22 protein-coding genes are annotated in these 25480 nt (G+C 38.4%); 13 read left to right on the top strand and 9 right to left on the bottom strand.

The genetic code is table 11. From position 1 onward, the window contains the following. Nucleotides 1-7: 7 nt before the first annotated feature. Entirely contained in the window at nucleotides 8-313 is a 306-nt protein-coding gene (locus SJY37_RS00690; protein ID WP_013751473.1) for a rhodanese-like domain-containing protein, read from the top strand. After that, complete coding sequence (locus SJY37_RS00685) at nucleotides 300-740, top strand: rhodanese-like domain-containing protein (RefSeq protein WP_298328502.1); 441 nt, start codon at nucleotides 300-302, stop codon at nucleotides 738-740. The genes SJY37_RS00690 and SJY37_RS00685 overlap by 14 nt, the downstream gene beginning before the upstream one ends. 81 nt (nucleotides 741-821) lie before the next feature. On the opposite strand, the gene SJY37_RS00680 is transcribed toward SJY37_RS00685, so the two are convergent. Both SJY37_RS00680 and SJY37_RS00675 read right to left on the bottom strand, forming a co-directional pair. After that, nucleotides 822-2651, bottom strand: a complete 1830-nt coding sequence (locus SJY37_RS00680; RefSeq protein WP_379952680.1) for a cytochrome-c peroxidase — start codon at nucleotides 2649-2651, stop codon at nucleotides 822-824. A gap of 73 nt (nucleotides 2652-2724) precedes the next feature. Continuing rightward, nucleotides 2725-4296, bottom strand: coding sequence for a hypothetical protein (locus tag SJY37_RS00675; protein ID WP_298328495.1), 1572 nt, complete (start codon nucleotides 4294-4296; stop codon nucleotides 2725-2727). 353 nt (nucleotides 4297-4649) lie between these two features. Here SJY37_RS00675 and SJY37_RS00670 point away from each other — a divergent pair, with 353 nt between their 5' ends. Next, nucleotides 4650-5108: a Na(+)-translocating NADH-quinone reductase subunit F gene (locus tag SJY37_RS00670; protein WP_298328493.1), complete on the top strand. Its 459-nt coding sequence runs from the start codon at nucleotides 4650-4652 to the stop codon at nucleotides 5106-5108. 12 nt (nucleotides 5109-5120) lie between these two features. Here SJY37_RS00670 and SJY37_RS00665 read toward each other — a convergent pair whose 3' ends face one another. From SJY37_RS00665 to SJY37_RS00640, 6 genes are all read right to left on the bottom strand, one after another. After that, nucleotides 5121-5636, bottom strand: coding sequence for a PepSY domain-containing protein (locus SJY37_RS00665; RefSeq protein ID WP_298328491.1), 516 nt, complete (start codon nucleotides 5634-5636; stop codon nucleotides 5121-5123). 119 nt (nucleotides 5637-5755) lie between these two features. Further along, a complete protein-coding gene (locus SJY37_RS00660) occupies nucleotides 5756-6529 on the bottom strand; it encodes a TrkA C-terminal domain-containing protein (RefSeq protein ID WP_298328488.1) in 774 nt (257 codons plus the stop codon). A 79-nt stretch (nucleotides 6530-6608) separates the two neighbouring features. Next, entirely contained in the window at nucleotides 6609-7310 is a 702-nt protein-coding gene (locus tag SJY37_RS00655) for a ZIP family metal transporter (protein ID WP_298328486.1), read from the bottom strand. A gap of 66 nt (nucleotides 7311-7376) precedes the next feature. After that, the gene (locus tag SJY37_RS00650) at nucleotides 7377-8642 is read right to left on the bottom strand and encodes a sodium:proton antiporter (RefSeq protein WP_298328484.1); all 1266 of its coding nucleotides are present in this window, start codon (nucleotides 8640-8642) and stop codon (nucleotides 7377-7379) included. Nucleotides 8643-8646: 4 nt separating this feature from the next. Continuing rightward, nucleotides 8647-9159, bottom strand: coding sequence for a hypothetical protein (locus SJY37_RS00645; protein WP_379952679.1), 513 nt, complete (start codon nucleotides 9157-9159; stop codon nucleotides 8647-8649). A gap of 161 nt (nucleotides 9160-9320) precedes the next feature. Continuing rightward, a complete protein-coding gene (locus tag SJY37_RS00640; protein ID WP_298328479.1) occupies nucleotides 9321-10202 on the bottom strand; it encodes an aldose 1-epimerase family protein in 882 nt (293 codons plus the stop codon). Nucleotides 10203-10951: 749 nt separating this feature from the next. Between SJY37_RS00640 and SJY37_RS00635 the strand changes: the two genes are divergently transcribed. From SJY37_RS00635 to SJY37_RS00590, 10 genes are all read left to right on the top strand, one after another. Beyond that, on the top strand, nucleotides 10952-12586 hold the full coding sequence (locus SJY37_RS00635) for a TldD/PmbA family protein (protein WP_013751485.1): 1635 nt from the start codon (nucleotides 10952-10954) through the stop codon (nucleotides 12584-12586). A 26-nt stretch (nucleotides 12587-12612) separates the two neighbouring features. Then, on the top strand, nucleotides 12613-13929 hold the full coding sequence (locus SJY37_RS00630) for a TldD/PmbA family protein (RefSeq protein ID WP_298328475.1): 1317 nt from the start codon (nucleotides 12613-12615) through the stop codon (nucleotides 13927-13929). 101 nt (nucleotides 13930-14030) lie between these two features. After that, on the top strand, nucleotides 14031-14765 hold the full coding sequence (locus SJY37_RS00625) for a DUF7003 family protein (RefSeq protein ID WP_298328473.1): 735 nt from the start codon (nucleotides 14031-14033) through the stop codon (nucleotides 14763-14765). A 39-nt stretch (nucleotides 14766-14804) separates the two neighbouring features. After that, on the top strand, nucleotides 14805-15425 hold the full coding sequence (locus tag SJY37_RS00620) for a DUF4159 domain-containing protein (protein ID WP_298328472.1): 621 nt from the start codon (nucleotides 14805-14807) through the stop codon (nucleotides 15423-15425). A gap of 956 nt (nucleotides 15426-16381) precedes the next feature. Next, entirely contained in the window at nucleotides 16382-17380 is a 999-nt protein-coding gene (locus tag SJY37_RS00615) for a MoxR family ATPase (protein WP_298328469.1), read from the top strand. 26 nt (nucleotides 17381-17406) lie between these two features. After that, nucleotides 17407-18303, top strand: a complete 897-nt coding sequence (locus SJY37_RS00610) for a DUF58 domain-containing protein (RefSeq protein WP_298328466.1) — start codon at nucleotides 17407-17409, stop codon at nucleotides 18301-18303. Nucleotide 18304: 1 nt separating this feature from the next. Continuing rightward, nucleotides 18305-19591, top strand: a complete 1287-nt coding sequence (locus SJY37_RS00605; RefSeq protein ID WP_298328463.1) for a BatA domain-containing protein — start codon at nucleotides 18305-18307, stop codon at nucleotides 19589-19591. Continuing rightward, on the top strand, nucleotides 19591-21810 hold the full coding sequence (locus SJY37_RS00600) for a DUF4175 family protein (protein ID WP_298328460.1): 2220 nt from the start codon (nucleotides 19591-19593) through the stop codon (nucleotides 21808-21810). The genes SJY37_RS00605 and SJY37_RS00600 overlap by 1 nt, the downstream gene beginning before the upstream one ends. Further along, a complete protein-coding gene (locus SJY37_RS00595) occupies nucleotides 21800-23551 on the top strand; it encodes a hypothetical protein (RefSeq protein WP_298328458.1) in 1752 nt (583 codons plus the stop codon). Before SJY37_RS00600 ends, SJY37_RS00595 begins: the two co-directional genes overlap by 11 nt. A 54-nt stretch (nucleotides 23552-23605) precedes the next feature. Continuing rightward, nucleotides 23606-24010, top strand: a complete 405-nt coding sequence (locus SJY37_RS00590; RefSeq protein ID WP_298328455.1) for a hypothetical protein — start codon at nucleotides 23606-23608, stop codon at nucleotides 24008-24010. 925 nt (nucleotides 24011-24935) lie between these two features. On the opposite strand, the gene SJY37_RS00585 is transcribed toward SJY37_RS00590, so the two are convergent. Beyond that, on the bottom strand, nucleotides 24936-25298 hold the full coding sequence (locus tag SJY37_RS00585) for a DUF6567 family protein (protein ID WP_013751496.1): 363 nt from the start codon (nucleotides 25296-25298) through the stop codon (nucleotides 24936-24938). Nucleotides 25299-25480 lie beyond the last annotated feature (182 nt).

The raw sequence follows: 25480 nt of genomic DNA, 5'->3' as shown, positions 1-25480 counted from the left end.
TTAAACAATGACAGATTTAACAATCCCACAATGGGAAGAGAAAATTGCTCAAGATAAAGATGCTGTAATTCTAGACGTACGTACGGAAGAAGAAGTAGAAAACGGAATGATAGAAGGGGCAAAACATATTGATATATATCTAGGTCAAGGATTCCTTGATGAGGTAGAAAAGCTTGATAAGAGTAAAAACTATTACGTGTATTGTCGCTCAGGAGTACGTAGTGTACAAGCGTGTGCTCTTATGGGGCAAAAAGGGTTAAACAACACTTACAACTTGTTAGGTGGTTATAATGCTTGGGATGCAGCGCATTAAGAATAACCAGCGTTTGAGATATACGCTCATTGTGATGTCGCTTTGTTTTTCTATGTGGAGTTGTAATGAAGCTACTACCCATAAAGAAATAAGCGGTGTTGCTACTCAAGAAGTAATCACAGTGATTGATGTTGATACCTTTGAAAAGGAAGCGTTAGTTGCAGGAGCGCAGCTTGTAGACGTACGCAGAGATAATGAGTGGGAGGGTGGTCACCTTGAAAATGCTAAGCATTTTGAGATGAATAATCCTAACTGGCAATCTCAAATAGAAACGCTAGATAAGAGTAAGCCTGTTTATGTGTATTGTGCTAAAGGAGGTAGAAGTGCCAAGTGCGCGCAACAACTTAAGGAAGCAGGATTTACAACGATTTATGATCTTGAAGGCGGAATTAATAATTGGAATTCTGCAGGAAAACCAATAGAGTAGTTACTCGTTTTACATTACATAAAAAAAGCCCATCCTAATCGATGGGCTTTTTTGTGGGTTGATATTTTCTATTAGCAACTGCTAGTAATTATCCTCTACCTTATCATCTGTGAGTGTTTTTACAAAGGCAGTTAAAGAAGCAAGCTCCTCATCTGTGAGCTTGAGATTATCAAATGGCAAGGTTTGATGTGGAAGATCAAATCCTAGTCCGCCGCCACCGCCTTGATTGTAAAAATCCATTACTTGCTCTAGTGTGGTGTATACGCCATTGTGCATATATGGAGCTGTAAGTGCTGCATTACGCACTGTGGGGGTCTTAAACATACCTTTATGTTGTTCTGCTTCAAAGCGCCAGTAATAACCTGTGTCATCATCAAGTTCTTTGTTTTCTGCTGTTTCTGGAACGCCTATAACCTCACGCTCAGTCTCTGCAAAAAATGGAGGTACTGTTCCATTCGTTAGAGGCATAAAGTGACATGTTGCACATAAAGCTTTACCCATAAACAAATTCATGCCTCGTTGTTCTTCTTTTGTAAATGTATCTTCATCACCTCGCATGTTTCGGTCAAATTTTGAATCAAAACTATTGAGCGTGCTTACGTATGAAGAGATTGCCTTGACAACATCTGTATTGCGAGTAGATACTCCACCGTAGGCTTTTTCAAACATTTCTAAGTAGCTAGGGTCTTCTAGTATACTTGTAGAAAATTCATGAACATTAGTGTTAAACTCCTTCTCATTTGTAAATACTGCAGAAACTTGATCAATAATTGAATTGGAACGTCCATCTGCAAAAAAGTTTTGCTGGAACACAGTATTGAGTAGCGTGGGTGTATTTCTCTGTAGTGCTTCACCAGTATTGCTTTTATTTACAACAAGACCATCTGCATATGCTTTTTCTGGATCGTGGCAAGTTGCACATGCCATCGTACCGCTGGTGGATAGCTTTTCATCAAAAAATAATTTCTTTCCTAAAGTGATTTGTTCATCTGTAGGATTCTTGTTGATACTAGGAGTGAAGAAATTTACATTAAAACTATCGTCCTCAAAAAACGTAGGAGCATCAAAGTTAAACGGAGTACTCTGGTTTCCTTCCCACAGTTCGCTAGCTTTGCGGATAGCTACCCAGCTGCGTGTGATAGGAGTAAGGTGGTTGCGTGTAAAAGAATAACAATCAAAGGTATCGTAGTCACTATTCTCATTAATAAAGGCAATGGCTTCATTAATTTGCGAGGTAAATTGCTTGTCTAGTGCTTCGTCCTTAGCTTGAATGATAGATTGAATACTTGCGTGATACGTGTCATGAAGATTTTGAAGGGACACAGCACCTTCATTTATACCCAGCTGACTTACAGGTGTATCAAAACCTGCAATTGAGAAGCTCAGCACTCTTAGTAATTGCTGATGAGTCGCAGTAAAATATCTAGATGCGTTGAGCTCTCTTTTTTCAATATTTTTTTTGAGATTTTGTAAAAGTCCGTAAGTGACCGTAAGCTCTTTGTCATATTGGCCTTGAGAGGTTTCTCCCTCATAAATGCTTTCTTCTATTTTTTGTAACCCTACAGGATTCATCGTTTTCTCATTATCCTCTTTGTAAATAGGTAATGCTGGTCCATTTACTCGGTGTCCTACTGGAGGGTTGAGGTACGACGCGTAAGGCTCTGCTTTTTTGAAAGCAATACGCAATGTTTTAAAAACTTCTTTGGCTTTTAGATCTGTTACAGGAAGTTGTTTTAGAGTATCTATTCCAGCTATAGCTTTATTTAGTTCGTTTAAATAGATTTCCCTTGATGCCTCCCAGTTTACTTCAGGTGTTGAGGTGTATTTTTCCGTATCACCTTTGCAGCTATAGAGTAGTGCGACTGCAATTACTATGAGTATAAGAAGCTGCTTTATTACTATATTTTTCATGTAAATGTATTCATTGTAAAAGCGCAATCCCAAAAATGAGATTGCGCTTTGTTAAAATAATATGGGCTTGTATCTACCTAGGTAAACCTTTTAGCAATACAACTTGTGATGCTTGGTTATCCTCGTAAGCACTGTTAGTGTGACCATCAAGCGCTTTAAAATCTTCACTTCTCCAGTAGTGTGGTTGTATGTTTAATAGGAATGTGTTAGGCTCTCCTATTTTATCAGAGATGTCTATAAGAGCACCAAATTCTCCACTTAAACCAGTACTGTTATCATCTGCTAGATCTTGACGTACTACAAGCTCAAGCACCTGCTGTACGTTTGTACCGCTTAAGTCTGACTGATAAATGTATGCAGCATGACCTCTTGAGAACGAGTTAGGATCCTCTTGTATGTATACAAAGTTCTCTGTAACACAGATGTTATCTGGGCTTTGTAATGCAGCAAGGTTACCGTCTTGGTTATTTGTATCTGTGTTTCCACTTATGATTTGAGTAAGCTTTCCTTCTAGTGGGTTGTTGTCATCAAGAGCGAGTTTATATACAGTTCCCCAGTCGTTGTAAGTTCCCTGTCCTGGTCCGCGTCCTGTTACTGCAAAGAATACATTTCTTCCATTTGCATCAGATCCTTTTTGGTAATCTACATCTTCTACACGCATAAACTGTGCAGCAAATACGTCATTACACGCAGTTTCCATTTCGTTTTTAGTAAGTGCAGCTCCATTAGGGATTTCTACAAATTCTACATCATATTCTGCTTGAAAATCTAGAGAAGACTCATTGTAAGAAGTGTTAGGCATAACATCTTGCACACCTCCCATTCCATCAGATACTTGCTTAAAACGTAGTACGTAGATAGAACCTCCAGTAAAATCTGCATCACCTGCAGTAGAGTAGTACATAGCTACTTGTCCTTCAGAGTTACTTGAATCATCATCACCACCTACAATTACAGTAGCGCCAGAGTAGGCATCTTTAGGTAGCGGAGTTGCATTTTCCCATGAAAATTCTCCTAGTGCATCTAGTCCAAAATCTGCTTGTGGCGTTGGAGTAGTTACCCTTGGGTCGATAGCTTTTACATCATAGTTAATACTTTCTGAAGCAGATAAAAAGATATCTTCATCTCCTCCATGTACGTCTGCTTCCCACATAGTAGCACTACATTGTCTTGCAAAGTCAGATACTCCAGAATCTAGTAAGTAATCTCCAGAGATAGGAACTAGATTTTGATCAAAACGGATACGAGCCACTGCATAACTATCTTCACAGTTAGTTACATAAATGTAATCTTCACCATCTACTAAAAATCCAGAACCATCTGCAGATCCTGCAAGTTGAAAATCTCCTCCTATAACATCAGGAGTAGATACTAATGAATATGCTTCTACGTAATTGAATTGCGGTGACATTGCAACTAGTGGTGGCGTTGCAGATTTATCTGAAAATATTGTTGTTCCCATTTCAAAATCATCACCGTCTTCACCGTCTGCTCCATCTTGTCCATCTGCACCATCCTGTCCATCGATTCCATCTACACCGTTTATACCGTCCATTCCATCTTCGGCATCGTCACAGCTTGTAAAAAGAACACCTGTTCCTGCTATAAATAGCATTGTTAAAAAAATTGACTTTACTTGTTTCATTTTTTGAGTAATTAGTTGATTATTAGAATGGTTTAAAAGTAGTCTCAGAGTAAAAGAGTAAACGTTACCTAATCGTAGCCTTTTTATTAAAAAAGCGTTTATTTTATGTAAAGCCTTAACTGTTTAATAAAACGAGATTTTACATTTAGTTAAAGCAACCTATTAATAAATCTTATATTTTTTAAAGGAAAATGAGAGGCACGCTTTCGCGAAAGCAAAACTAAAAGTGTTGGAAATCAGACCAAAAGGATTTAGGGGCTGTTATTGTGAAAAGGATAAGTACAATATTTTTGTACACACTATTAACATATTATCTCAAAGACAAATGCTAACTTTATAGTAAAAAACTGGCGATGACTACTATATTTCCATTTAGACTAGAACAAGCTTTATCAAAACTATATGCAGCATTTTCTGATGGTAGCTTGCATCCAGGTTGCTGTACAGCCTGTGCAGTAGGAACTATTTGTGACAATAAAGATATGTGGAAGCACATGACAGATGATCATGGGTCGCTTGTGCTCAATTATGTAGGAAAGGTTAATGAGGCTTTCGGTAAACGTTTTTATGGGTATTTGCCTAGTGAATTACTCCAGATTGAAGGTGTCTTTTTACGAGCTTGCGGTTATGAGTTACCTATAAGCCGCGGCAGTATGAAACCAACAGATCCACAAGGGGATGAGGTGATGTTTAATGGCATGCGTGCCGTTATACATTACTTGTGCGAGCTAGATGGTGTGGAGGATGTAATGGATGTCCAACAGCAGTTTCTTTCTGCTACTGCAGAAAAAAGGGCTTTAAGTGATGTTTAATTAAGTATACGCCTAGACAAATAGTAATATAAGCGCAAGTACAATTCCTCCTGCTACAAAGAGCATTCCTTTTCTGTAAATAGGGCTTGATGGAATGAACATCCAGAATGAGGATACTACAAAGAATAGTAAGCTTAGACCAAAAAAGATGTTTAAAAAATACAAAGGGTCTCCAGATTTAGCTTTATGAAAATGGGTAAGCTTATCAAGAATAAAAGGCAATTCTTTTTTAGAATATACAACCGCTCCAGTGGTGCTATTATACGTTCCCTCTGCAAAGTAAAGGACACCGCCTTCCTCTTTAGTTACCTTAAGTCTCTTATTATTTACAGCTTTAGCTAGTGATGGAGCAGAGAGGTTAGGGTCAAGGGTTTTTTCAATAACAACCGTATTCTTAAAAGTATCTGAGTCTCTAAAGATTAAAACAATTCCACTTATCGCATAAACTGCCATGATTCCAGCTAGAAAGAAGCCTAGGTACCTGTGAAGAATGCGCATTTTAAGTGAAGTAGATTTTTTACGAGCCATGTATCTTGTTTTAGAAGCGAAAGGTATAAAAAACTAAGGATGGGTAAAAGCAGAAGACTTGTTAAAGATTAAAATACTGCTGCCTATGTGTAATGTACTTATGTAAGACGATACGATTTTTAATCTGTTGTAGTATTAATTTTTTCAACATCATTTGCCTTGCGTTCTTCTTCTTTTTCTACAAATTTCTTATGTTCAAGGTGAGCGTAATGATCCTTCTTACGATTATAGATACTTTTTATACCATCAGATTTCCCATAGAGTGTTACTTCATCATGTGGTAACATTTTAAAATTACCCGATGGAGAGCCAAAATAGCCTGTACCTTCTCTTTCTACACCTAAGACCGTAATACCTTCTTCTCGTAAGTCTAATTCTTGTAGTGTGCGATTGCACATCCAGCCATCTGTGTCTACGGTAGCTTTTATAATTTTAAAATTGTCCTTAAGATGTAATACAGCTGCATAATCTTGAACCTCTAGATCTGTATACTTTTTAAGCATCCTATTAATCACTTTAGATAAACCGCGATTAACCCATTTACTACGTATCCCGAACCATAGTAGTAGAATACCGCCCACAATGATTAAAAACCCATAAAATCGAGAAGCATTAGATTCTGGTAATACGAAGGTGAGGATCAATGATGACATCGCCGTAACAATACCTGCATTACCTATGAGCATTAAGTTGTAAATAATCTTACGGCGCACAGGGTGATTCATGATATTTTCTGTTTCCTCCGAACTTATGCCGGCACCAGTATAAGCAGATCGCGATTGAAACTTGGCACTTTCTTCTGAGAGACCAGTGTGTACTAGTGCGATAGTAGAGATTTTAGTAATCAACACAGAGATGGTGATGATAAGAAAAAGAGAAAAAGCTGCAATCATATGTGGTAATTCTAGAAGTTACAAAGCTAGTTATTTATTGTAATCATCATACAAAAACATGAGGTCAAGCAAGTACTATTTATGCCAGACTATTAAGGTAAAAGGCAATGACCAGACCTAGAGCAGTTGCAATACCAGTCCAGTATTTATCTTCCTTAAAAGCTTTTGGAAACACTTCAATAGCGAGCGAGGCTACGACAGCACCTCCCGCAAAACATCGTATGTAATTGAGAATATCTTTAGATACATTTTCTAGAAAGAAGTAACCTATAAGTGCTGCTGCAGAAAGTAGTAAGGCTGTTCCCGTCCATAATATGAGAATCGTCTTTTTTGACCTACCATCTTCTTTCATTTCTTTTGCTCCACCTGCGGCTTCGGGAAGGTTTGATAATAAAATAGATCCTGAGAGTGCTGCCACAGCAAGTGGGTCTGCGCTTATAAGTGCAACACCTAGCGCTAAGTTTTCAGGAAGTCCGTCTAGGGTTATGGCTGCTAGAAGACCTGCGCCTCCGCTTTTTGAGCTCCACTTTTCTTTTACATAAAAATCTAAACCTGTAAATACTAAAGCCCCTATAAAAACAAATAGTAGTGGTAACAATACATCACCATCCTCCATTGCTGGTTCTATAAGCTCTAATACTGCAGATACGATGAGTGCTCCTCCAGCAAGTGCAATGAGAAATCCTTCTGTATTTTTCGATAGTTTGCCATACAAACCCCACAGTGCGCCAGCAATGAGTGACATAGAAACGACAAATACAACAAGGATAGTAATAAGCATGATGGAAAAGATATTTTGGCTTTAAGCCAACTAAAAATGTTTAAATCTATGTACGCTAGTGTGGGATTATGAGGCTGTTTTATTAGTTCGCTTAAAATAATCGATTACGTGAAGGCTCGTGAGTCCGTGAATAAGAATACTAAAGAGAACTACATAGCTCACAATCCCGAATAGCTCGTCATACTCTGTAAAATCGCCATGTATCAAAGCATAACTAAGATAAAAGAAACTCCCTATACCGCGTATTCCAAAGAAACTAATAGCCCATTTTTTTGCTCCTGAAAAATTTGTAGTAAGCATAGCGAGATACCCAAAAATAGGTCGCAACACGAGTACGATAACTAGACTCGCTATGATACCATTTACATCTGTATATGATAAAATACCTGATACTAGTGCGCCACCAAAAAAGATAGTCCACAGTGCGACGAGTAATTTTTCTGTCTCCTCTGCAAAGTGCAGCATGGAGGTGTTTACATTATCATCTGCAGATTTACCGCAGTGATATTGCATAAAAACGCCGGTAGCAAACACACTCAAAAAGCCGTAGGTGCTCAGTATTTCTCCTAGGCCATAGGAGAAGAATGTGAGTGCGACCGCAATAAAACCATTGAGTATATATTTTTGATGTTCTTTACTGTGATAGTGTACTACCCAGCTGTATATAAATCCTATCAAGACGCCTACTAGTAGACCGCCTATAATTTTAAACAAGAAATAATAACTTATAAAGTGTAACCAGTCTATTTCTTGAAAACTACTAGCCTCGCTCCATAATATAGCTAAGAAAACAAATGGAAATGCAAACCCGTCATTGATTCCAGCCTCTGCGGTAAGCGTGTATCTTAAACCTGTATTTCTTTCTTCTAAATCCTGGCGCTCTTCTAGTTGTAACTCACTAGCGAGCACAGGGTCTGTAGGAGCAAGCACTGCTGCTAGTAGTAAAGAAACGGGGCCATTGAGTCCTAGTAAATAGTGAGCAATGGCAAAGATGGCAATCATGCATAAAGGCATTGTAATCGCTACGAGCGATAACGGTTTTTTCCAGTCACTCCACTTATAACTCGTGCCTATTTTGAGCCCAGCTGTCATAAGACTTATAATCACAATAACTTCACTTACAATCTTACCTGTTTCTAATTCCCATAGCGGATCTGGCCAAGGTAAAGGAGCGCCCGCAAAAAATAATATCATACCTAATAGTAGTAGCGGTATGATATAAGTGATTTTTATTTTTTTTGAATACACAGGAATGAACGCCATAAGCGAGATGGTAAAACCTGTGCATGCTAGCGCAACAAAATAAGGAGGGGTTTCTACGATTAACGCCATAAGGCTAGTTGTTTTTATTATTTACTCTAGTTCTTTCCTCAAGAACCGCAGGAGGAGGTATAGGTGCCAGTCTATGTTTTTCAATCTCCTTTTCGTTCATATTTATTTTAATCTGCAACTCTTTGATTTCAATAGCTATGTGCTCTTGATATGCATTTATCACCTCTTCTTTTGTTTGATAAACCTTTCCTTGATGTCCTTCAATTCTCAAAAAATCATGTTCATCTATAGAGATTTTAGAAGCAAAATGTTGCTTTGTCTCTTTTAAACTATTGACAAGAAATTGCTTTTCTAGTTGGTCTACGGTAGTATCGCAATCATTACATGGAGCATTCAATATTCGTGTTAATCGATCTTGATCTTCAAAATAATCAAGCACATTATTGAGCTTCTCAGATGGTCGAGGGACAGCTTCTGTAGATATCTTAAATGAAACTCTAGGTTTTTTTGTTTTCTCAAGCTGAGAAAAAGCTGTGGTAGCGATACATAGTACTAAGAGTGTAGTTGTTATTTTCATAATAATGCAATAGTTAAATGAGTGCTTTTAGAATATCAAGTACGCTCAAGAAGCATATAATATGGAAAGAAGATACTACTTTTCTGCTTTATCGCTCGTTTTTTTAATAATCAGAATGCGTGATAGCGATTGTTTAAGACTTGGTCAGTGCTTCACGGCAGTCAGTTTTGCTCTATTTCGGTTTCAATAGTGATATTAAACGTTGCACCTGGTGAAAGCGTTTTATAAGAACCTTTTTTAGTGATATCGATACTTTCATCTTCACTATCTGGAAGTCCTAACCAGGGTTCAATACACACATAGTCTGCACCAGGTTTTGACCATAATGCCAGGTTTGGATAATCCTTAAAGCGCACGATGATTCCTTTCTTTTCATCTTTTTTACGCAGTCGTACCCAGTCATAATTAATGCTTGTAAAGATGAGCGCATCTTCATTAAAGAGCGAGTCTGAGAGCGGTAAGAGTCCGTCATTAGTTTTGATAGCTCGTTTTTCAGGAGATAATAATCCATTATCTCCTAGCGTGCGAGACTCAAGATTAAGTGGCTCTGGAAACTCAATCACATAATCAGCTAGTGCAGTATGCTCATCAAGCGGGCAAGCATAAGCAGTGTGACCACCACAAGCAAAATGCATAGGTACGGTATCATTATTTGTAACCGTATAGGTCATTAACAATCGATACTCAACAAGGGTAAAGCTTACGCGAAAATGGAACTTATATGGATACTGTCGTAATGTTTCATCAGAACTTGTGAGCGTAAAAGAACAGCTAGACGCATCGTGTTGCTGAAAATCAAGTTGCTCATTATTTCTTATAATTCCATGCTTAGTCATAGCATAGTCTTCTCCATTAAAAACAATCTTGTTCTCCTTGATATTACCAATAGCAGGAAACAGCACTGGCGAACTACTTCCCCAAACTGAAGGATCAATTTGCCAGATATATTCTTCACCAGTCTCCTTATTAATTAAAGAACGTATCTCTGCGCCTTTTGAAGTAATGGTACAGATGAGGTTTTCGTTTTGTATGGTGTGGAGCATGGTTATATATTTTTTGTTGGTCTATTTATAAGCTTATCGTCACGTTTTCTTGTTTCCCAGATTAAAACCACAACTACAATTATATATCTAAGTATAGGTATGAATGCCAGATTTGCAAGAAGTTGTAAATTTTCTTTTTTTAATTCATAGTAGTTGTCAAACTCAGTTGGAAAATTACTAATCAAAAATCCAGTTCCGAAGAAGGATGATAGAAACTGTAGTGTGATAATTATAAAAAAGATGGAAATAAAACTAAATAACCATTTCTTACTATTTATGATAATGGATGATTTGACATACTTCGCACATACTACTATAGCGATTGTAAAAATAACAGTACCCATTATTTCAGGCACCCATAAAGAGCTTATCGAATTAGAATTGTAAATTATTAGAAATTGTTCTAGCACATATTTGATTAAGTGAGTGAATTCTAAAATTGAGAGTAAACTAAATGCTCCTATTCCTAAGAGGCTTATGAGTGTATGTTTATTTAATTTCAAGGTAGTGTTTTTATAAAACTACAGTTTTTCAACTTTTATGCACAATTTAAATCGGCTGTATCCTCTGTTTATATGAATGGAGTAGGTGTTTGGGAAATCACATTTTCGCGAAAGCGTAAAATTTTAAGATATAATTAGCATTTATACTACAAGACACCTTAACATAAATTCTGATATTATACTGCTTTTAATAATTATATGTTAAAAACGCAATAAAACAAACAATTCAATAAAACCCAAGACCTTATGAAAAGACGAAATTTTGTCCAACTCGCTGGTATGGGAGCAGGTGCCTTAATGGTGCCATCGATGATGCTGGGAAACAATATCCCAACAGAAGCACTGCTCGAACCAGGAATGGACGTACTGCTTAAAAAACAAATGGCAGATGTCGCCCTTAATACGGCAAAAGGTTTAGGTGCTTCATATGCAGATGCTAGAATAGGGAGATACCTAAACCAGTTTGTGCGCACACGTGAAGATAAAGTGCAAGGCGTTGTAAATACCGAATCTTTTGGGATAGGGATACGCGTGATTGCAAATGGTACTTGGGGTTTTGCATCTACTAATGATGTAACGCCAGATGGTATCCAGAAGGCAACAGAACAAGCAGTAGCAATTGCTAAGGCTAACTCAAAATTTCAAACCAACCCTGTAGTGCTAGCTCCAGAAGCTTCTTACGGAGAGGTGAGCTGGAAAACGCCTATTAAAAAAGACTTTAAAGAAGTACCTGTGTCTGAGAAGGTAGAGCTGTTGCTTACGGCAAATGCTGCTGCGCAGTCTAATGGTGCAAACTTTGTAAACTCTGCGCTCTTTATGGTAAATGAGCAAAAGTATTTTGCCTCTACCGAAGGGTCATATATTGATCAGGATGTGCACCGTATCTGGCCTACATTTGGCGTGACGGCTGTAGGTGGTGGTAAGTTTAAAACCCGCCAGGCTATGAGTGCTCCTATGGGACTTGGCTATGAATATTTAGATGGTCTTGAGTCAGAAAAACTTGAAGGTCCGCAAGGATTGAAGTTATATAGAAATAGCTACGATATTATAGAAGATGCTGCCATGGCGGCAAAGCAGGCTAAAGAAATGCTTACGGCAAAATCTGTAGATGCTGGTAAATATGATCTTGTATTAGAGCCTAATCACTTAGGTCTTACCATTCACGAGTCTGTAGGTCACCCTACGGAGCTAGATCGTGTACTTGGATATGAGGCAAACTATGCCGGAACAAGCTTTGCAACCATAGATAAGTGGAAGTCTAAAAACTTTAAATATGGTAGTGACCTTGTGAACATTGTAGCAGATAAGCAACAAGTGGGATCACTAGGAGCTGTAGGCTGGGATGATGAAGGTGTAAAAACCAAGCAATGGGATATCATACGTAATGGTGTGCTGGTAAATTACCAAGCAATACGTGACCAAGTACAAATGATAGATCAGAACGAATCTCATGGATGTTGTTATGCGCAAAGTTGGAACGATGTACAGTTCCAGCGTATGCCTAACATCTCACTAGAGCCAGGTAAGGAGCCGTATTCTATTAATGATATGATTAAGGATGTAGAAAAAGGAATCTACATTGCAGGTCGTGGATCTTACTCTATAGATCAGCAGCGATATAACTTCCAGTTTGGTGGTACCATGTATTACGAGATTAAGGATGGAAAAATAGTTGGGATGCTTAATGATGTAGCATACCAATCTAATACACAAGAGTTCTGGAATTCTTGTGCAAAAATATGTGATCAGAGTGACTACCGTCTCTTTGGATCATTCTTCGACGGGAAAGGGCAGCCTTCACAAGTGAGCGCAGTATCACATGGAAGTGCCACGACACGATTTAATGATATTAATGTGATCAACACAGGTCGTAACGTTTAATCGTCAATTTTTAAAGAAGAAACACAATGGGAATATTTTCAAAAGAAGAGGCAAAAAAAGTGATGGAGAAAGCAATGAGCTTCTCTACTGCAGATGCCTGCGTTATAAATTTAGGCGGTAGCGAGAGTGGTAACATACGTTATGCACGTAACTCTGTTTCTACCTCAGGACACCAGTCTAACCAGAGTCTTGCGGTCACTGCAAGTTTTGGTAAAAAATCAGGTACAGCAACCATAGACGAGTTTGATGATGCGTCACTAGAAAAAGTGGTAAAACGTGCAGAAGAACTTGCAAAGCTTGCTCCAGAAAACCCTGAGTTTATGCAGCCATTAGGGCCACAAACGTATGACGAGTCTAAAACGTACGTAGAGGCAACGGCAAACATGACTCCAGAGTATAGAGCAGAAGTAGCGGAGAGCAGCATACAACCTGCCAAAGCAAATGATGTAACTGCAGCTGGTTTTCTAGATGGTGGTGCAGGCTTTAGCGCGATGATGAATTCTAACGGACTGTTTGCTTATAATAAGTCGACTAACGTTGAGTTTACAGTAACCATGCGATCTAACGATGGTACGGGTTCTGGATGGGTTACAAGAGATTTTAATGATGTGTCAAAATTTGACGCAGCAGAAGCTTCAAAAGTTGCCATTGATAAGGCAGTAATGTCTCGCGAGGCAAAAGCTATCGAACCAGGTAAGTACACCGTGATTCTTGAGCCATCTGCTGGATTAGGACTACTAGAAGGCTTGGGGCGTTCTATAAGTGCACGATCTGCAGATGAGGGAAGAAGCTTTATGTCTCAAGAAGGTGGAGGCACTAAGATGGGTGTCAAAATTGTAGATGAGCGTGTAAACCTATGGTCAGACCCTCTTAATGAAGAAGTGCCAGCAGGTACTTGGAACGGAGAAGGGCAACCGCTTAAAAAGACAAGCTGGATAGAAAACGGAGTGGTAAAAAACCTTGCGTATGACCGTTTCTGGGCACAAGAAAAAGGTGTAGAGCCAGTCCCTTTTCCCAGTAATTTTATCATGGGCGGTGGTGATGCATCTCTAGAAGATCTCATCAAGTCTACAAAGAAAGGAATCCTCGTTACAAGACTATGGTACATACGTTCTGTAGATCCTCAAACGCTATTATACACAGGTCTTACCCGCGATGGAACTTTTTACATTGAGAACGGAAAAATCAAGTATCCTGTAAAGAACTTCCGCTTTAATGAGAGTCCTATTATTATGCTTAATAATCTAGAAACTCTTGGCAAGCAAGTGCGCGTAGATGGTAGTTTAATCCCGTATATGAAAATACGTGACTTTACTTTTACCAGTCTTTCAGATGCTGTATAAAAACGTATAAATTATATAAGACTGGTTATCACAAAAGTGGTAGCCAGTTTTTATTTTAGGTTCGCTTTCGCGAAAGCGTGAGAATCAATTTCAAGAGTCATATGAGGTTTTTAGGATTTGGAAAGAAACAGAAATATTCAAGAAAGAGTATTTTAAAGCAATTAGATAGCTGTGCACAAAACTTTACTTTTCCAATGCTCGATAATGGATATATTTATCCAGTAACATCAAGAATGACTGCCTATAGAGATGATGAAAGATGGGCGTTAATAATTGAAGTAGTAGGATTTAACTATCGAGGTGGAGGGCACGATGGAATTAATAATTGTCTACACGTTTTTGGAAATTGTATAGTAACTGAGCCCGGAACTGACAATTCAAACTTCCTTAATATGACGAATGATAGTGAAGATTTTAAGACGTTTGATGAAGAGTTTGAGGAGAGTTTAAACCCTAATGCTGTAACAATGGACTTACGAGGTCAGAAAGTTTTGATAAATCACAGTCCGGAATTTTACTTGAATAAAGGAATTGAATTAGAGGATAAAAGTGTAATCTACATTTGGGAATTTTTGAGAGGTTTAGTGCCAAAGTATGATGAGGTATTGTTAGCCACAGATCAGGAACTTCGGGAAAGAATCCCGAAAAACTTGCCTTTAGTGTTAGCGTTGTCAGAATGGAATCATCCTGATTGTGCGGATTCCGAACTTCCAAGTGAAAACGAAACATTTAGACAAATAGCTGAAGTTTTAGAAACTGGTAATAGAGAATTTTATAAACCAACTAAAGATCCTAATAATCACTGGAAAAATTGGCCAGAAGGAGGAACTCTATAACAGTACTTAAATGAATTTTAAAATTCACTATTAAAACTAATGCCAAACAAATTCTTCTTTACGCGCTTGCAATACGAATCTGGAGACTGGGACGTAGATCAGCGTATGCCTTCTAATTTGCTCAACTCATTGGTGGAATACACCACCTTACCTGTAAATACTACAGAGAATATTATCTCACTAGCGAGTGATGAGATTTTTAAATGTCCGTTTTGTTACATCTCAGGACATAAGCTCGTACAGTTCACAAAGAAGGAAAAAGAGAATTTTAAAAAATATATAGAAAACGGAGGTTTTGTTTTTGCAGATGACTGTAACCACGACATCGACGGATTATTTGCCAAATCATTTGAGCGCCAGATGGAAGAGATTTTTGGTCAAGATGTACTCAAAAAAATACCTAACGATCACGAGATTTATAACGTTTTCTTTGAGTTTGAAGACGGTCCACCCACCACAAGTCAAGAACTAAACGGCTGGGGAGATGACCTCGTACATGAATACCTAAAAGCCATCGAGATTAATGGAAGAATAGGAGTACTGTACAGCAACAAAGATTACGGCTGCGAGTGGGACTATGATTTTAGAAATAAACGTTGGTATAAAATTGATAATACAAAATTTGGAGTGAATATCGTGATATATGCATTGACGTCGTAAACAGTTAACATCTCCCTGACTCCCTCTTCAAAGAGGGATACTGTTGCGAGAAGAAGTTGTTTTGCTTTGCAAAAAGCAACATAAAGTTCCCCTCTTCGAAGAGGGGTTAGGGGAGATGTTTTACAGGAGTAGCTAAGAGTAGGAGTACAATATTGAAAAGAACAACCAAACATAGAATTTTCCCACCCTTCAGGGTTGGGGAGAGAAAATTCGGAATGTAGAAGAAATAAAATTCGCCAACATCTCCCTGACTCCCTCTTCAAAGAGGGACACTGTTGCGATAAGAAGTTGTTTTTGCTTTGCAAAAAGCAACATAAAAGTCCCCCTCTTCGAAGAGGGGTTAGGGGAGATGTTTTTACAGGAGAGGCTAAGAGTAAGAGAATAATGTTTCGCCAACATCTCCCTGACTCCCTCTTTGAAGAGGGACACTGTTGCGAGAAGAGTTTGTTTTTGCTTTGCAAAAAGCAACATAAAATTTCCCCTCTTCGAAGAGGGGCTAGGGGAGATGTTTTGCAGGAGTAGCTAAGAGTAAGAGAATGATGTTTTACAGGAGTAACTAAGAGAAAGAGTACAATATTGAAAAGAACAACCAAGTCCAGAATTTTCCACCCTTCAGGGTTGGGGAGAGGAAAATTCAGAAAGAGAAAGTAAACAGCCAACATCTCCCTGACTCCCTCTTCAAAGAGGGACACTGTTGCGAAGAAATGTTGTTTTTGCTTTGCAAAAAGCAACATAAAAATTCCCTTCTTCGAAGAGGGGTTAGGGGAGATGTTTTACAGGAGTAGCTAAGAGTAAGAGAATGATGTTTTACAGGGGAAGCTAAGAGTAGGAGAATGATATTTTACAAGAGAAGCTAAGAGGAGAATAATATTGAAAAGAATAACCAAGCCCAGAATTTTCCACCCTTCAGGGTTGGGGAGAGAAAATTTGGAACAGAGATTTAATAAGGTAACACTATGAATAACACACTAACCGAATTACAACAAGAAGTAACCACACTCACTGGAAAGCTTAAGGATCTTAAGAAAGAGATTGCAAAGGTGATTATAGGTCAGGAGGAAACGGTGGAGCAATTGCTTATTACGTTTCTTGCTGGTGGTCACGCCTTGTTAGAAGGAGTTCCGGGGCTTGCAAAAACCTTGATGATTCGAACCTTGTCACAGGCGATAGACTTGGATTTTAAACGTATTCAGTTTACGCCAGATTTAATGCCTTCAGATATAATTGGAACAGAAATTCTGGAAGAAGACCAGGCTACGGGTAAAAAGTTTTTCGAATTCAAGAAGGGGCCTATTTTTGCAAATATTATCCTAGCAGATGAGATTAACCGTACACCGCCAAAAACACAAGCTGCATTACTAGAAGCAATGCAGGAATTTGAGGTGACCTATTCTGGAAAAACCTATAGTCTTGAGCGTCCATTTTTTATTCTTGCCACCCAAAATCCTATTGAGCAATCGGGTACATTTCCATTACCGGAAGCACAGCAGGATCGTTTTTTGTTTTACATCAAAATAGGATATCCAACGGCAGCAGAGGAAACTCATATTTTAAAAAGTACTACGAGTGGTATTAAGCAGACAGTACATCCTGTACTCACGGGAGCAGATATTTTACGATTACAACAACTCGTAAGAGAGGTGCCTATAAGCGATAATCTTATCGATTTTGTAAGTACGATAGTACGTGCGACTAGACCAGAAACCACCACAAACGACTTTGTGAAACAATGGGTAGGCTGGGGCGCAGGCCCCAGAGCAGGGCAGGCAATGATCCTTACAGCAAAAGCTAGAGCGCTCTCACAAGGGAGAATGGCAGTAACACTAGAAGACATTAAAAATGTGGCATTGCCAGTATTACGTCATAGAGTGATTGTCAACTTCAAGGCAGAGGCCGAAGGGATCACATCAGACCAAGTAACGACTCACTTACTTAAAGAAATAAACTTAGCTTAATCACCATAATAGCAGCAAAGAATACTATGCCAAAAGACGATTACAAATCGCTACTTAAACCCGATGTAATAAACAGTGTTTCTGGACTGTCTATTATCTCACGGGTGATTGTAGACGGGTATTTGTCTGGACTCAATAAAAGTAGGCGAGTAGGTGCCGGATTAGAATTTAGTCAGTATCGAGGGTATGAGCCTGGTGATGACCTCAGGTTACTAGACTGGAAAATGCTTGCTCGTTCTGGTAGATATTACATCAAGCAGTCAGAGATAGATACTCATATCTCTGTGAGATTTATAGTAGACGCAAGTATGTCTATGCTTCATAAGGAAGATGATATTTCAAAAATCGAGTATGCAAATGTACTAGTGGCAAGTCTTGCACACCTAGCACAAACGCAAGGCGATGCGATAGGCTTACTTACGGTAAATAATCAAAGGTTAGAAGCACTGCAACCAGCTATTGGGAAGCAACATTTTAATAGGTTTCTATACCAATTATTGCAATTAAAAAATCAAGGATCTTGGCCTAAACAGTTGGCAAGTGAGAAGCTCCATAATCGTAGTCATAAGGATCTCATATTTTTTATCACAGATTTTTATGAAAAGGACGAGGAAATTATAACAATGATTAAACAGCTTAAAACTGCCAGAAACGAAGTCGCAGTGTTGCATTTGCTAGGTAAGAGCGAACTAGAATTTGATTACAAAGGACAAGTGATTTTTGAAGATCTTGAAACTAGAGCTAAAGTAAAGGTAAACGCAAAAGATGCAAAATCTACTTATTTACAAGCGCTAGAGCAATCTATGAAAACTATTAAGGAAGCGCTACTTGCAAGTGGTATAGACTATGAGTTATTTTCACTAGAAGACCATATTGGCGAAGCGCTACACTTATTTCTCAAAAAACGTAGCAATATTTTTTGATATGACACTACTACAGCCATCATATCTCTGGGGACTACTCGCACTCGCAATCCCGATTATCATCCACTTGTGGAGTCGCAAGAAGGTGCGCACCATAAAAGTGGGCAGTATACAATTTATCGCGCCCACAAAATCTAAAGAGAGTAATAGTATCCAGCTTAATGAATGGTGGCTGCTACTATTGCGTTGCTTGATTATTAGCACGCTGGTTGTGATTCTTGCAGAACCTCATATTACAAAAGCTCCCGATAAGGAGGAGGTTGCTTATCTCTTTGAGCCTTCGCTACTTTCCTCAGCAGATGGTCTAGCGAGATTTGAACAAATACCGCTGGAAGGAAGGCGATTATTACAAGAAGATTTTCCACTGTGGGAGACTGGAGATGTAATAGCAAATAAAGAGGTGGTGCCTAATTATTGGCAGCTCGCAAGAGAGATGGAAGAGTTAGCTGCAGATAGTATTGTGGTTTTTACACACGCTTTCGCGAAAGCGTTACAAGGCAAAAGGCCTACTATAAAAAAGAACATCACTTGGATTCTTGTGGAAACTAATAAGCAGGATGAGCAGTCACTAGTCGCAATTGCTCGTAAGGATAGTTTAGAAATCATTAATGTCTTAAGCGAGGCGCAACTACTTGGTATAAATAAAGAGAAAGTAGCGATACGTGATGCAGCATTAAATCTTGCAAAAGACAGCGTCGAGATCAGAACGAATGGTATTTCTAGAACCATTGCCATTAAAGAGTATTCTCCTATTGAGATTACAATTATCTATAATAAAAAACATGATGCCGAACGTAGTTATCTAGAGGCTGCCTTACGTGCGATTAGTCAGTTTACTCAGAGAGAGATTGCATTTACTACAATATTAGAAGGTGATCAAAGGGATACGACGACTATTGATTATTTGATTAACTTGAGTGGTAATCCTTTGGTAGATAGCGAGATGCCTACGCTATATTATCGACCGAATGAAATTGCAAATTCGCTTATTGTACCAGGACCTGCAGCAACTACGTCGATACTGACAAAGAAACTAACGCCAAAACTCATAACAGAAGAGCCGCTAGTAACACAATTACTTACATGGCTCCATCTTGACCAAGAATTAAATACAAAAATAGCAGACCTTGATAATCGGGTGATGAGTTTAGAGCAACTACAAACCATTAATATTCCTGCTACCACAATGAAAAAAGAGGTAAAAGCAGATATGTCAAGTACCTTCTGGATACTGCTTTTAGTACTCCTCATAAGCGAGCGCATACTATCTAGAATACGTAAACAATAATGCAAGAAGGGATACAACTCATACAAAATTACAAGAAGCGCTGGCAGTTATTGCGAGGTGTAGAAGCCGTGCTTTATGGTATCGGAGCTGGACTTTGTGGCGCATTTATTACTAGAAACCCAATAATAGGTGTTGTCGCTTTTATAGTGGTAACTGCAATAGCAGTGCTCGTGATTAAACCTTGGAGAATCAATCTAAGCACAGTGAGTGCTTACATTGATAAACATCTCGATAATGCTGAATATAGTAGTAGTTTATTGTTGGCTTCGCCAGATGGAATGTCTGGGCTTGCACAATTACAACAACAGAAAATTACCACACTCTTATCACAGCAAATTACCACTGTCAAACCTAAAACGAGGTTGCGATATGCTGCGATTACAGCAAGCGCATTAATACTAATCGGTGTCATAGTTTTTTATGCATTTGGAAAGAGCATAAATCGTACTAATGGAACTACACCTGAGCAGGAGATAATGACATTTTCTGTGACAGATTCTGTTGCTCCGGCATATAAGCCGCCTGTGCTCATTAATCAGAAGCTTGCCATTCGTTATCCAGCTTACACAAAACTTGGTTCACGTACGTCTAGTTTGATGAATGCAAAGGCAGTTGAGGGATCACAGCTGTATTGGCAATTGGATTTTGACAGTAAGGTAAGTGAGGTTATAGTAGAAGGGATAGGGGTTAATGATGAGATGAGAGGTAATGGTACCGCTTTCGCGAAAGCGTACAAACCCACCCAATCTGGCTACTATAATTTTAAATTTACAGATACACTTGGAGCTAGCTACGCATCAGATATTTATGCGATTGAAGTGGTGAAAGACAAAGCGCCATTAGTAGAAATTAAAAACATCCCACAGTTCACGTCATTTGATCATGCGGATAATAAAAAGCTCTCATTTACTGCCGAAATAAGTGACGATTATGGAGTGGCAGCAGCACACATTATTGCCACGGTAAGTAAAGGCGAAGGAGAGTCTGTAAAATTTAGAGAGGAAAAGTTGGCTTTTAATCAGTCGGTTCAAGTAGGTGAGAAATCCATGCGATTATCTAAGACTCTTAATTTAGATCAGCTGAAAATGGAGCTGGGAGATGAGTTGTATTTTTATGTTGAGGTAAGTGATCAAAAGATACCAAGACCTAATATTACCCGAAGCGAGACATTCTTTGCAGTAATAAAAGATACGGTGAGCGATGGTTTTGGAGTAGAAGGAACTCTAGGAGCAGATTTGATGCCCGATTACTTTAGGAGCCAGCGACAGTTGATTATCGATACGGAGAAACTCATAGAAGAACGACCACAACTCACAGAGGAAGAGTTTAAAACTCGAAGTAATGATCTAGGTTTTGATCAGAAAGCATTACGATTAAAGTACGGGCAGTTTATGGGTGATGAGGCAGATTCTGGTATCGCTGTAACTCCAGATATTTCTCACGAAGATTTTGATGCAGATGATCCCACTGCAGGTTTTAGACATGATCACGATAGTGAGAATGAGCATAACCTCGTTCCAGAAGAGCATGATCATGATGAAGGCACAGAAGAGAAAGGTGAAAAATCTATTCTCGAGGGATATGTGCACAATCACGATGACCCTGAAGAATCAACACTTTTTACGGAATCCTTGCGCGGCAAACTCAAACAAGCCATGGCCGAAATGTGGGATGCAGAGCTACACCTTCGTCTTGCAGATCCTAGAGTGTCACTACCTTATCAATACAGGGCATTGACATTAATACAAGACATTAAAAATAGTGCGCGTATTTATGTGCACCGCATAGGTTTTGATCCGCCGCCTATTAAGGAAGACAAGCGACTTTCTGGAGATCTCAAGGAGATTGAAAATTTTTACAAAACCGAACAAATAGCGGCCACTAATCCCTATGTAAGTATGGAGCAAAGTATTGCGCTTCTTGAAAAGCATATTGCTGATCAAACAGCTTTGACAGCTTCAGATAAGACGATACTTGCTAGGGCTGGTGAGGAGCTAGCAATAATTGCAATACAAGAACCTGCAAGACATCTTAACACCTTGCAAAAACTTAAATGGCTCACAGAAGAAAAGCAACAACCAGCAACTACACTGCGACAAGTACAGCGCGGTTTATTACAAGCATTGCCAGTAATTGATGTAATGCCAATTACTCCTAAGCCATACAGAGGAAAACTAGAAGATATATTCATTAAAGAACTACAGACGGGTGATCGATAATATATCATTTATACATGAAGAGTGGATGTTGCCTGTAATTGCTGGCGCCGTAATATTATGGGGTCTTTTTATATGGAAAGAACTTCGCGTTACACGTACCAAATATGTAATAATAAAGGCAATAGTTGCACTTATTGCAGTAGCTAGTCTTGTAATGATGTTATTGCAGCCAGTAACAGCAGTACCACGTACAAAGGGCGTTGGTATAATTCTCACAGAAGCATATAAAAAACAGCAGGTAGATAGTTTACAGGTTCTCTACAAGGACGTAGAAATTATCAAGTATGATGGTGATAGTTTTAATCCCTCACAACTTGAGGCTATAAGTACTGCTTATATACTAGGCAATGGTATTGCCACTTATGATATTTGGCAATTACAAGATATTGCAACTACCTATTTAACTGGTGAAAGATTGAACGGTATTACAAAACTCGCTTATAATAAATCGGCAACCGTAGGAGATTCCCTTTCAGTTCGCGGGATATATACATCGCCTATTAAAGGAAATCACTTGGTGTTAGAAGATGCTGGAGGAAATGCTCTTGATTCGGTAATGGTTTCTGGAGGTGATGCATTTGATTTTGAGTTACAAGCCACAACTTCAGTAAGTGGAAGGTATGTGTATAAACTTATTGAAAAAGACAGTCTGGGTTCAATTATTACTGAAGATCCATTACCTCTAATTATCAAAGAAAAAGAAGGCTTGCGTGTTTTAATTATAAATGGTTTCCCCACGTTTGAAACTAAGTACTTAAAAAATTACCTAGCAGACGAAGGGCACGAAGTGCTAGTACGCAGTCAGCTTACCAAGGAACGGTACAAATTTGAGAATTTCAATAGGAAGCAAGGGACTATTTATGGATTTACGAGCGCAAATCTTTCAGCATTTGATGTGGTGATTATGGATGCTAGTTCTTATAGTGGATTGTCTAGCGGTTCTCGCAGAGCACTTAATAATCAAGTATCGCGTGAAGGTCTCGGTGTATTTATACAGCCAGATGTAGCGGTAGTAGATAATGGTAAACAATTTGGTTTTCGCTTTAAGCGAAACAATAAAAAAGAAGCCTCACTCTCAGCCTGGCCAAAGGTTAAGATGGCTACTCTGCAACATAGTTTTGACACTGGAGCACTAGTACAACCTATTATTTCAAAAGATGGAAATGTTTGGGCAGCTTATGCTCAACGGGGTGCTGGTAGATGGGGAAGTACAACACTTACAGATACTTATCAGTTAGTGCTTGATGGTAATGAGCCTGCTTATAATTACTTATGGACTTCCATACTGAGCGCGGTAAGTCAGAAAAAATTACCTGCTGTACATTGGGAATTTCAAGAAGAGTTAGGGGTAAAGGATGCACCTTTTCGCTTTAAGCTACGTACAGAAATACCAGCTCTAAAGGTTCTAAATAATGAGCAAGTTGCAATTCCATTACGACAAGATGTATCGCTGCAAGACCAATGGGAGGGAATGGTCTACCCAGCATACACAGGTTGGAATGAATTACGTCTAGCGCAAGATAGCACCGCAGTTGAAAGCTATTACATTCCGCTCGAGACTGATTGGAAAACGCTAAAAACATCTACTCAAATCGCATATAATAAACGCACATTTACAGCAGCACAAAAAAACACAGATACTTACACGGTATTGAAACCTGTAGAATGTTTATGGTTATTTATCATATTTATACTCGCAATGGGCTATTTATGGGTAGCTCCTAGACTAGAAGGAGTGTGATGGACTAATTGCCTATCTTGACTTATTGTCTAATACATTTTAATACACTAATCGATGAACGCAAAGACTATTTCTAAGCTTTTTGTTATGGCCGGCCTCTCTAATGTTCTAGGTGTTTTACTATTATCGAAAGGATTTACAAATCAGGTAATGATGGATGCTCAGCCAGAGGTCATGGGCTACTTTGGACTTATAGCTATCGTTTTATGGGGACTTGCGTATATAACAGTTGCAAAAAGCTATGCAGCTGTGCCATGGCTCATAGCGGTATTTGCTGTAGAGAAGTTGGCTTACGTGATTGTATATCTACAGTGGTTTACCAGTCATTCAATTACTGCGGTGTACGAGCGAGACGCTCTTGCAGGAGTGTTTTATAGCATTTATGGTCTTAATGACTTTCTTTTTATGCTCTTCTTTGGATGGGTATTTATACGCTTGAATAAAGCTATCATCAAGTAATTGCAAAGATTACAACGTATCTATTTGCTTTACGAATTTGTATAAATCACAAAAGGCTATCCGTGTGGATAGCCTTTGCAAAACAATGAGGTTAAATTAAGTATGGTAACAAATCATTACTCAAAACCAAATTGAAAATTTGGGGGAATTCAATCTAATAAACAATCTATAAAAACATCTTCTCTGCAGGGATAATCATACTTCTTTTTCTGTACTAGATCTTCGAGTAACACTCGCTATGCTAGGTAAGTAAGTCATTCTGCACTGCTAAATTAGCTATACATGATCTTCTCCATCATTTTTAAAATGATGAGCTGTGTGTATTCTATGAAATACATTATTAATCGATAAAATACACAAAACGAATAGCTGTAGCTCTAAAGTTTTGAGCTTGCTCATTTTTGATGAGAATAGAATAGAAAGAAAAAAGAAGGTGTTGAGGTTCGCTTTCGCGAAAATGGGATGGGTTTTAGACTAATTATGATGAATGAAAACCACGATAATTAAACTAAGGTGATGCCTTTGTTGTAGAATAAGAGTATAAATGTAATGTTACTTTTGATTTTTTAATGTCTCAAAGATTTCAGCTATTGTGAATTTATCTTCTGCTGCATAAGGGTAGATAAATAGAAAGGATTAATGCTTACCGCTTAAGAGTATTTCATACTTATCTATAATGCCATTTACCGGGGGCGCAAACATACTTTTAATACGACGATAACTTAAGTTCTTATGCACATTCATTAAATTATCAAGGTATGAATAAGACATAGCTACGCCAGTTACCATGATTGGATTTTATACCGTGAGGCCATACGTTATCTTTTTGCTTTTCAAAATATTAATTTAAGCGAGATACTTAAGTTAAAAAAAGATTTGGATTGTAATTTAAATCACAATCCAAACCCATTGATGCAGCGATAAACTACTCTACAAACTCAATAATTTGAGCAGATACAATCACTTTGTATTTACTCACAAATAAGAAACCAGAAGTTTTTACTTCTACCACCTCATTTACTACGCTTCTTGCAGCTCCATCCATTCCAGCGCCAGAAAGCATTTTTGCTTTTGCTTCAGCAACAAGTCCGTTTTTTGCTAGTCCGCCTATTCCAAAAATATAAGTAGCTTCCGCTTCTCCTTTTACCATCTTTACAACCTTAAAGTTTTTCTTGGTAAGAACAACTTCTGTAGTGTTTTGGTTGTAATTTTTTGGTAAGCCAAAGTGTGAAGCACAACTAGTCATCAACAGTGCTACTAGCGCTAGTAAAAGGTACATTTTTTTCATAAATAATCTTGATATTAGATGTTACCTACTTCTGTTTTGTGTCTTTTTTCGGCTTGTTCCGACGTTGAGCGGCAAACATAATTTTATCAAAGCACACTTCTTTACGGGTAACCGTATTCTGAAAATTTTATTGGAAATTATTTTAAGAGGTGTAGTAATCACTCCTAAGTTTTGAGATAATT

Origin of the sequence: Dokdonia sp. R78006 (assembly GCF_042466145.1) — a bacterium.
GTDB lineage: Bacteria > Bacteroidota > Bacteroidia > Flavobacteriales > Flavobacteriaceae > Dokdonia.
Note: the sequence above shows the minus strand (reverse complement) of the source record. Positions and strands in the feature narration are given on the sequence as shown.